Raw genomic sequence first — 7,713 nt, forward strand, 5'->3', positions numbered from 1 at the left:
AAAGCGAGGTGAATAATATGGAACAAAAACATAATGGCATTATTTTTACTGCAATACCAGACGAATTAAATGAATATTATCAACCCTTTTATGAAGATTTGATTTACTTTAATGAATGTTTAAATGAAAAGAAATCAATTGCGGATCAACTTATATCTTTATCTGTTGAAGAACAAGACTTTCATACGAGCTGTTTTGAGTATGATGATATTTGGCTAAGAGATGTTGCACCGGTTGTCACAAATCATCTAGTTAAATTTAAATATCGACCAAATTATTTGCCAAATGATCAAGGGCGATATTTAGATCAACAATTTAATAAATGGTTGAAAAAGAATGACTTTGAATATGTAAAATCCCCATTAATATTAGATGGTGGTAATCTTATTTGGAATAAAAAAGATACTGTAATATTAACAGAACGAATATTTGATGATAACGATGATTGGACAGAAGAGGAAATTATTGAGCAGTTAGAATGGGATTTAGATGTGAACCGAGTTATTATTATTCCTGCTGAGGAAGGGGATGTACTAGCACACGCAGACGGAATGGTTAAATTTATTGATGAACATAAAATGTTTATTAGTGATTTTTTAGGGGATCATGAATTTAGATATAGTGTTCAAGAGATTATTAAAGAACAAATGCCAGAAGCTGAATTTATAGTTGTTCCTTCATCATATACAGAGAAAGGACAATATGATCAAGAGATAGCATCGGCAAAAGGGTTGTATATAAATATGTTAGAATCATGTGATGCTCTTTATGTTCCTAAGTTTGGACTAGCTAAAGATGAGGAAGTTTTACGATATATTCAACAGTATACGGAGAAACAAGTTATTCAAATTCATGTAGGGGAAATATCAACAATGGGAGGCGCGATGAATTGTTTAACGTGGTATTGTCCAAGTCATTTGTTACCTTCGAAAATGAGAAGATTGAAAAATCAGAATGAAATTTTTTCAATGAAGAAGATTTTTGATTGGTTTTAATAAATAAGTAATGAAAAGAAAATATATTCAAGGAGTATTGATATGTATACCATCGCTGAGTTTTCTCGGATTTGTAAAATGAGTACGCGGATGTTAAGACATTATGACAAAGAGGAGATATTAAAACCGGCATATGTGAATCCGGTTAATGGGTATAGGTATTATGAACAAGAGCAGCTGGAAGTAGCATTGAAAATAAAAAAGCTAAGGGAGTATAAATTTCCTCTTCCAAAAATTAAAATTGTTTTGCAGTCATCGGATCAAGATTCGTTTGTTCAACATATACAATCACAAATTATCGAGTTGTCTCAGGAAGTGAAGCAAAATTTACAGGTTATTTCAGAAATGAATGAAATGGTAATGGTGAATAGTAGTCTAAATATTGCTCGCCATAGAAGTTATGATATATTAATGGGAATGAGGAACGAAGTAACGTTAATTACTCAAAGAGTAAAAATAGATATAGATGATATGGATGATTATTTTTATGACTTATATGAAGAGGTACAAAAAAATAACTTTCAAATAGTTGGTTCTCCATCTGCAGTCTTTTATGATGAAGAATATATTCCAAGTAACAGTGATATTGAGTTAAGAATTCCGGTGATGCAGGGGAATGATGAAGACGTAGCACAAGAGTATGAAATGAAACAACTAAGTCCACATCATATCGTTACTACTATGCATTATGGAAGTTACGACTATATAGGTTACGCTTATATAGCGTTAGAAGAATGGATTGAAAGAAATGGGTATGTAATAATTAATTCGCCATATGAGGTTTATATAAAGGGACCTGAATGTGATTGTTTAGCAGAAGAGTATGTGACACAAATTTGTTTTCTAGTTACGAAAATAGATTGAAATGGAGTTAACGAAATATTTAGGAGTAACAAATTTTATATGGATAACTGGTATACGCGGAGAAGATAATTATGATGAAGATACGGATTATCATATTGATGGCGCGGCACGGTTTGTAAATGAAAATACGATACTGTATGAATATGATCCTTTCGATGAAGGAGAGCCATACCTTTTGGAGGCGTACGAAAAGCATTATCAAGAATTACGGCAAGCGAAAAATATAGATGGAAAACCATTTCAGCTCATTCCAGTACCAGTAACAAGAAAAGTGGTAAAAGAAGCAGATTGTAAAGGATCGTACTTAAATTTTTACATTGGTAATGAAGTTGTATTGGTACCTATATACGGTGATGAACATGATAAATTAGGGCTTCAAATCATTGAAGGTCAATTTCCAGGGAGAAGAATTGTTGGTATATATGTTAACGAATTGTATGCATACGGTGGTATGATTCATTGTGTGACGCAGCAGCATATAGAATAGAGTAATTCAAATAAAAAGCATGCAGAGCATATACTCTGCATGCTTTTTATAATGTTGAAAACTCCTCAACAAGTTGAGTGAATTGTTTCAATGCACTCTCAATTGGTTCTGGCGTAGTTAAATCAACACCAGCTTTTTTCAATAAGTTTAATGGGTAGTCTGAACTTCCGCCTTTAAGGAATTCAATATAATTTTTCTGAGCATTCGGATCACCGCTTAATAGTTTATCAGCGATTTGAATGGCAGATGCGAATCCAGTTGCATATTTGTATACGTAAAACGGGCGATAGAAATGAGGGATTCTAGCCCATCCGTATTTTACTTCTTCATCAAATACAAGTGAATCACCGTTATATTCTTTAAATAGCTTTTCATAAATTTCACTGAAGACTTGTGCATTTAATGGTTTACCTTGTTCAGCCATTTCATGTGTGATTTTTTCAAATTCTGCAAACATAATTTGTGTAAAGAAAGTACCTTTAAATTTCTCAATAAAATGGTTAACTAAATGGTTACGCACGTTCGTATCTTTTGCTTCTTTTAATAAATAGTGAATTAATAACACTTCATTTACTGTAGAAGCGACTTCTGCGACAAAGATAGAATAATGTGCAGAAATTCTTGGTTGGTATCCATGTGAATAGTGCGTATGCATACCGTGACCGCATTCATGAGTAAGAGTGAACAGGCTGTTTAAATCATCGTGATGATTTAAAAGAATGAAAGGATGAACGCCGTATACACCAAAGTTATAAGCACCAGAACGTTTCCCTGGTGTTTCTCTTACGTCTATATATCTTTTATCTTTAAAACTTTTTAATGTCTCAATATATTCTTCTCCTAAAGGAGCTAGTGATGCAATCATAATGTCAAATGCTTCACTATATGGGATGTCTTGTTTTGCACCTTCTACTAAATCGACGCCTAAGTCGTATTGTCTTAGTTCATCTACGTTTAATTTTTCTTTTCGAATTTCATTGTATGTATGTAATGTTTGAATGTTTTTTTTCGTTGTATCAATTAGGTTTTCATATACTTCTTTCGGAACCATATCGCCAAATAATGATTTCTCTAGCGCTGATGGATAGTTTCTTAATTTCGAAACAGTAACATTATTTTTAATAGCAGCGGATAAAGTAGATGCGATGGAATTCTTTAACTGAACATATGGTTTGTAATATGCTTTATAAGCTTCTTTACGCTTTTCACGATTCGTATCTTCTATTAACTTTGCATACATTCCGCGTGTTAAGTTCACTTTTTCTCCATCGTCAGTCGTAACTTCACCAAATAATATATCTGCATTATTTAACATACTAAATGTGTGCTGTGGAGAAGAAAGAGCTTCACCCATTTGTGATAAAATTTCTTCTTGGTCCTTATTTAATACGTGTTTTTTATAACGGTATAATTCAAATAAGTCTTCTTTATAATATTGTAAGCCTTCTGTTTCTTCTATGTAAGAATGTAATGTGTTTTCGTCTATGCTAAGTAAGAAGGGGGAAAAGAAAGATTTCGCTGCACTTACTTTCACGTGTAATTGTGATACTTTATCGACAAGAGATTGCGCGTCAGTATCGCGTGTATCAAGGTCAGATTGTAATCGTGCATAAGCGAACATTAAAGATATTATGCTAGAAATTTCTTCACTCTTCGTTAAATAAGCTAATAAACTATTGCCATCGTGAATATTGCCATTAAACTCGTGTAATTCCTTCGTTAATACTTCAATTTTATGAAAATCACTTTCCCAATCTTCAATTGTATGGTAAATGTCTGTTAAATCCCATTTTTCTATATCAGCTACTTGTAATCGATCTTTAAGTTCTGTCATAATCATTTCCTTTCTAAACATGTAGTTATATTTCTATATAACTATGAAATACAACAAATTGCAAAAAATCCCTGCTGAAAATTGAAAAGCCTTGCTAAAATAACAAGGCTTACATACTTATAGTGTAATTCCGAATTTTGAATGTAAAAGGTTTGTATATTGCATGTCTGTAACGGTTTCTTTCGTTTTTTTACCATTTTTCGCTACTGTAAGGCTATCTTTCGTTAAAGAGGCATGCCCATCTTCAGTTAGTTTTACAATAAGAGGTACTTTATTAAAGGGTGATCCTTCATGTTCAACGATAATTTTTTGTGCTGTATTTGCTTTTTCTTCATCCACTTCTTCTATATAAAATGCATAGCCTAACGTCCAATCATCAGCAGAAGATTGATCCAAGAACTCATTGTTTTTCCGCATCTCTAAAATGTAGTTTCCCTTTTCGGTCATTTCTTTACGAATACGATAATCTCCTGTAACAGAGTGAATGACTTCACCTGAGAAAGGGACAGGGGCAAGAGGTAAGTATGATCCGAATCCTACTTCAATTAAATAAAGTTCATTATGATGTGTTAAAACGGTTGCGATATGGCCAGAATCAACAGCCCATATGGAGTCTGCAGCGTTATAAACTGTTCCTGAAACGAGATGAACATCGAATCCAGAATCTTTTAGGAAGTAATACATAGTAGGATTGAGTTCATAACAAAGACCGCCACGGTTATTTACTAAAATTTTCTCTTTCAAATTTTCTTTTGATATTTCTTTAAAATTCTTTTCGAGAATATTTAAGTTTTCAAAAGGAACAGTTTGTGCCATTGCGTACATAATGTTAGATAAATCTTCAAATGAAACTGTGTCTTTTTCTTCTATATGTAATCGTGCGAAAAATTGTTTTTGAAAGTCTGTCATCGAAATCCCTCCGTTATGCTTTTATAGGTAAATTGTAAACAATCTTGAATAGGATGTGAAATGAAAACTACGTTGAATATTTGAAATTAGACTAAAAATAATATGGGAGAGTGAGAGATTGCTACTTTACTAACGGCGGGACGAATATTATAATAATTCTGATAAACTATGCAAACGCTTTCTTAGAAGGGGATGGTGTACAGATGTTTAAAAGAATAACAATAGTCGGATTGTCAGTTTTTATGTTTTTACCTAGTATATATGAGGGGAGTAAAGCATATGCAGACACAGTTAACAATGGAACGTTAATGCAGTATTTTGAGTGGTATGCTCCGAATGATGGGAATCATTGGAATCGTTTGCGTACTGATGCTGAAAATTTAGCGGAAAAAGGAATTACATCTGTTTGGATACCACCTGCATATAAAGGAACTACGCAAAATGACGTAGGATATGGAGCATATGATTTATATGATCTGGGGGAATTCAATCAAAAGGGCACAGTGCGGACGAAATATGGGACGAAAGCACAATTGAAATCTGCAATTGACGCTTTACATAAGAAAAACATCGATGTATACGGTGATGTAGTTATGAATCATAAAGGTGGGGCTGATTATACAGAAACTGTCACAGCAGTTGAGGTAGACCCGAGCAATCGGAATATTGAAGTATCAGGTGATTATGAAATTAGTGCGTGGACGGGATTTAACTTTCCAGGGCGTGGAGATTCTTATTCTAATTTCAAATGGAAATGGTATCATTTTGACGGAACGGATTGGGATGAAGGAAGGAAATTAAACCGAATTTATAAATTTAGGGGCATAGGTAAAGCATGGGACTGGGAAGTGTCTAGCGAGAATGGGAATTATGATTATTTGATGTATGCGGATCTTGATTTTGATCATCCAGATGTTGCGAATGAAATGAAAAAATGGGGAACGTGGTATGCGAATGAATTAAATTTAGATGGTTTTCGTTTAGATGCTGTTAAACATATTGATCATGAATATTTGCGCGATTGGGTAAATCACGTTAGACAGCAAACAGGGAAAGAAATGTTTACAGTAGCTGAATATTGGCAAAATGATATCCAGACTTTAAATAATTATTTAGCGAAGGTTAATTATAATCAATCTGTGTTCGATGCACCACTTCATTATAATTTTCATTATGCTTCAACAGGAAATGGAAATTATGATATGAGAAATATTTTAAAAGGAACAGTAGTTGCGAATCATCCTACACTTGCGGTTACTCTAGTTGAAAATCATGATTCACAGCCTGGTCAGTCATTGGAATCTGTAGTGAGCCCTTGGTTCAAACCGCTGGCATATGCATTTATTTTAACGCGTGCAGAGGGATATCCTTCTGTTTTCTATGGTGATTACTATGGTACAAAAGGAAATAGTAACTATGAAATTCCAGCGTTAAAGGACAAAATTGATCCGATTTTGACGGCACGAAAAAACTTTGCATATGGTACGCAGCGTGATTATTTTGATCATCCAGATGTGATTGGCTGGACAAGAGAAGGTGATAGTGTACATGTTAATTCTGGTTTAGCAACATTAATCTCTGATGGACCAGGAGGGGCAAAGTGGATGGATGTTGGAAAGAATAACGCAGGGGAAGTATGGTACGATATTACGGGTAATCAAACAAATACTGTAACAATTAATAAGGACGGATGGGGGCAGTTCCAAGTAAGTGGAGGATCAGTTTCCATATATGTTCAACAGTAATTTTGTGATGAAAAAGAAGAGGTAGACTGAAATATAAGTTTTCCTCTCCTTTTTATATTGTGCATATTTATTTTTCCAGAATCTTTATTGTAATAAAAGAGCTAGTCGACCTTTATAACAACAAGAGATGCATTGGAATATATAATGTCACCCGTGGCTTCTCTTATTCGTACTCGAAGAACATCCCCTTGATTTAAAGAGAGTAAATCAGTTCTGGCAGATGTTGATCTTACCCCAGAACCACCACCAACTCGCGTTTCAATTGCGAATTGGATGGAATCGTTTATTGTAAGATTTAATATACTAGACGATATAGCTTGTATTACAAATACAATTGAAAAGGATATAGAGTACACGCCAGTGGTATCAATTGTAATAGAATTATTTAATGGATTTAGAGTAGTTCCATTAGCAGGTCCTGGAATTGTAAAATTAACATTTGTATTAACTACTGCTGAAAAACCGATTCCTACTTCAGAAGTTATTGTTCCAAATACGGGAAGAATCCCTAAACCAGTTGCGCCAGTGGGACCAGTTATTCCAATTCCGGTAGGGCCTGTAACCCCAGTAGGACCAGTTATTCCAATTCCGGTAGGGCCTGTAACCCCAGTGGGGCCAGTTATTCCAATTCCGGTAGGGCCTGTGATTCCAGTAGGGAAAGTAAATGGTGGAATTGATGGTAGTGTGGGACCGATTAAATTTGGTTCCAGAGCAGATCCATGTAAAATACTATATTCTTCATTCATATAGTAAACCTCCTATCATTGCTTGTCATAATTATTAAATGTATTAGGGGAAGTAAATGACATTCGCAATAGCGGAGGCGCTTCTTATAATTTCTCTTCAGCGAATATAGACCTAATTTAAGCAATATTGAAA

General features: G+C 34.1%; 6 protein-coding genes and 1 pseudogene. 4 read left to right on the forward strand and 3 right to left on the reverse strand.

The features are described from left to right. Nucleotides 1-17: 17 nt before the first annotated feature. The 3 genes and pseudogenes from ACQGS6_RS19120 to ACQGS6_RS19130 all read left to right on the forward strand — a co-directional run. Nucleotides 18-995: an agmatine deiminase family protein gene (locus tag ACQGS6_RS19120; protein ID WP_000435516.1), complete on the forward strand. Its 978-nt coding sequence runs from the start codon at nucleotides 18-20 to the stop codon at nucleotides 993-995. A gap of 42 nt (nucleotides 996-1,037) precedes the next feature. After that, complete coding sequence (locus tag ACQGS6_RS19125) at nucleotides 1,038-1,859, forward strand: MerR family transcriptional regulator (protein WP_000287983.1); 822 nt, start codon at nucleotides 1,038-1,040, stop codon at nucleotides 1,857-1,859. Then, nucleotides 1,855-2,346 (forward strand): annotated as a pseudogene (locus ACQGS6_RS19130) (agmatine deiminase family protein); the annotation flags it as partial. The gene ACQGS6_RS19125 and the pseudogene ACQGS6_RS19130, both read left to right, overlap by 5 nt. Nucleotides 2,347-2,392: 46 nt before the next feature. Here ACQGS6_RS19130 and pepF read toward each other — a convergent pair. After that, nucleotides 2,393-4,180 (reverse strand): oligoendopeptidase F, encoded by a 1,788-nt coding sequence (gene pepF, locus ACQGS6_RS19135; RefSeq protein ID WP_426965440.1) that lies wholly within the window; start codon nucleotides 4,178-4,180, stop codon nucleotides 2,393-2,395. A gap of 117 nt (nucleotides 4,181-4,297) precedes the next feature. Beyond that, on the reverse strand, nucleotides 4,298-5,089 hold the full coding sequence (locus tag ACQGS6_RS19140; RefSeq protein WP_025966620.1) for an arylamine N-acetyltransferase family protein: 792 nt from the start codon (nucleotides 5,087-5,089) through the stop codon (nucleotides 4,298-4,300). 203 nt (nucleotides 5,090-5,292) lie between these two features. Between ACQGS6_RS19140 and amyS the strand changes: the two genes are divergently transcribed. Then, a complete protein-coding gene (gene amyS, locus ACQGS6_RS19145) occupies nucleotides 5,293-6,834 on the forward strand; it encodes an alpha-amylase (RefSeq protein ID WP_426965441.1) in 1,542 nt (513 codons plus the stop codon). A gap of 101 nt (nucleotides 6,835-6,935) precedes the next feature. Here the strand turns inward: amyS and betA are convergent, their stop codons facing one another. Then, on the reverse strand, nucleotides 6,936-7,580 hold the full coding sequence (gene betA, locus ACQGS6_RS19150) for a collagen-like exosporium glycoprotein BetA (protein WP_426965442.1): 645 nt from the start codon (nucleotides 7,578-7,580) through the stop codon (nucleotides 6,936-6,938). Nucleotides 7,581-7,713 lie beyond the last annotated feature (133 nt).

Origin of the sequence: Bacillus sp. GMs2/2 (assembly GCF_050172095.1) — a bacterium.
Taxonomy (GTDB): Bacteria; Bacillota; Bacilli; order Bacillales; family Bacillaceae_G; genus Bacillus_A; species Bacillus_A cereus.